2 protein-coding genes are annotated in these 1,620 nt (G+C 68.0%); one reads left to right on the top strand and one right to left on the bottom strand.

The window, feature by feature from the left end; translation table 11 throughout:
• Positions 1 to 414: hypothetical protein (locus ACN269_RS33635; protein WP_421477215.1), on the top strand; the 414-nt coding region annotated here is incomplete at its 5' end.
• A 49-nt stretch (positions 415 to 463) separates the two neighbouring features.
• On the opposite strand, the gene ACN269_RS33640 is transcribed toward ACN269_RS33635, so the two are convergent.
• Positions 464 to 1,609, bottom strand: coding sequence for a carboxyl transferase domain-containing protein (locus ACN269_RS33640; protein WP_421477217.1), 1,146 nt, complete (start codon positions 1,607 to 1,609; stop codon positions 464 to 466).
• Positions 1,610 to 1,620 lie beyond the last annotated feature (11 nt).

Raw genomic sequence — 1,620 nt, forward strand, 5'->3', positions numbered from 1 at the left:
GGGCGGGACCCGGACAGTGTGCGGGTGTGGTCCTGCTTCGCCACGGTGGGCGATCACCTGCCCGAGGAGCTGCGGCTGAAGAAGACGGTGGCGCGACTGGCGACCTATCTGCAGGGCTACGGCGACCTGCTGGTGAGCACCAACGGCTGGGATCCCGCGGTGCTGGAGCGGTTCCGGGCGGACTCGGTGGTGCAGTCGGTGGGCGGCGGCATCGACCACAAGGCCACCGCCGAGCAGATCGAGCATATTGCCACGCTGATCCCCGACGAGTGGCTCGAACCGTCGGCGACCGGTTCGGCACAACAGTGTGTCGATCGGATCCGCAAGGAGTTCGACTACGGCGCTGATGCCTTGATCATGCACGGCGCCACCCCCGACGAACTCGAACCGATCGTCTCCGCCTACCGCTCCTAAGCGATTTGGGGCGTCTCGACCGCGCTCACCGCGGCTCAGACTCCACAAATCACGGGGTAATGAGGGTGCGGGATACCGGCTCGGGGGCGACCTGGCGACTGTAGATGCCGCGCTGCAACGCGTGCAGCAGGGCATTGCGGGTCTCCTCGGGGTGGATGAGCTCGTCGAACCCCAGGTGGCCGGCCGACCGGAACGACGCGTCGACCTCCATCCGTTGCAGCTTGGCCTCGACGTCCTCGGCGGCGTGCGACGCGCGGCTCAGCGCGGCCGCGCTCATCGCGCCCATCGTCGCGCCCGGGTAGGCGAACGTCGCACCTTGGTTGTCAAAACCCAACAACGACATCACCATCGAGCCGAAGCCATACGCCTTGCGCAGCGTCACATGCAGCTTCAGGGTGGTGGCGGCGGTCTGTGCGGCGAACATCCGGGCCCCGCTGCGCAGCACACCGGTCTGCTCCGAGCGGCTACCCGGCAGCATGCCCGGATTGTCGGCGAGGAAGACGATCGGCAGGTGGTAGGAGTCGGCGACGGTGATGAAATGTGCCGCCTTGTCCGCGGCGGCGGCGTCGATCGAACCGGCCAGCACCATCGGCTGATTGGCCACCACGCCGACGGGATGGCCGCCCAGATGGGCCAGCGCGCAGATGATCGCCGGACCGAACTTGGGCTGGACCTCGAACCAGTCGGTCCGGTCGAACACCACGTCGAGGACGTCGCGCATGTTGTACACCCGCCGGTTGCCGCGGGGCACGATGTCGGTCAACTCCGACGTGGTCCGGGGCTCGGCGTGCTCATCGGCGGGCAGCGACGCCGGATACGACCAGGCGCTGGGTGGGAAGTAGGAAAGGTAGCGGCGGATATCGTCGATCACCGTCTCGTCGTCCTCGGCGACGTTGTGAATGACGCCGCTGGCCAAAGCCACGCCGGGGCCGCCTAGGTCCTCCTTCGAGATGTTCTCTCCGGTGGACTCTTTCACAACCGGGGGGCCGGCGGTGAAGATCGCGCCCTGGCGGCTCATGATGGTCCAGTCGCAGACCGGGGCGACCAGCGCACCGTGCCCGGCCGACGGCCCCAGCACCGCGGCGACCGTGGGCACCTTACCCGAGCACCGGGCCTGGACCAGCAGATCGGTCGGGGACCGGCCGTAGTGCTCACCGGACGGGCGGAAGCCCGCTCCTTCCAACAGCATCACCATCGGGATGCGAT

Source organism: Micromonospora sp. WMMD736 (assembly GCF_049179015.1).
In the GTDB taxonomy this organism is placed as follows: Bacteria; Actinomycetota; Actinomycetes; order Mycobacteriales; family Micromonosporaceae; genus Micromonospora.

What these genes read in the sequence shown, in the direction of transcription:
- ACN269_RS33640 (WP_421477217.1), bottom strand. Translation starts at nt 1,609, where the DNA reads ATGGTGATGCTGTTGGAAGGAGCGGGCTTCCGCCCGTCCGGTGAGCAC.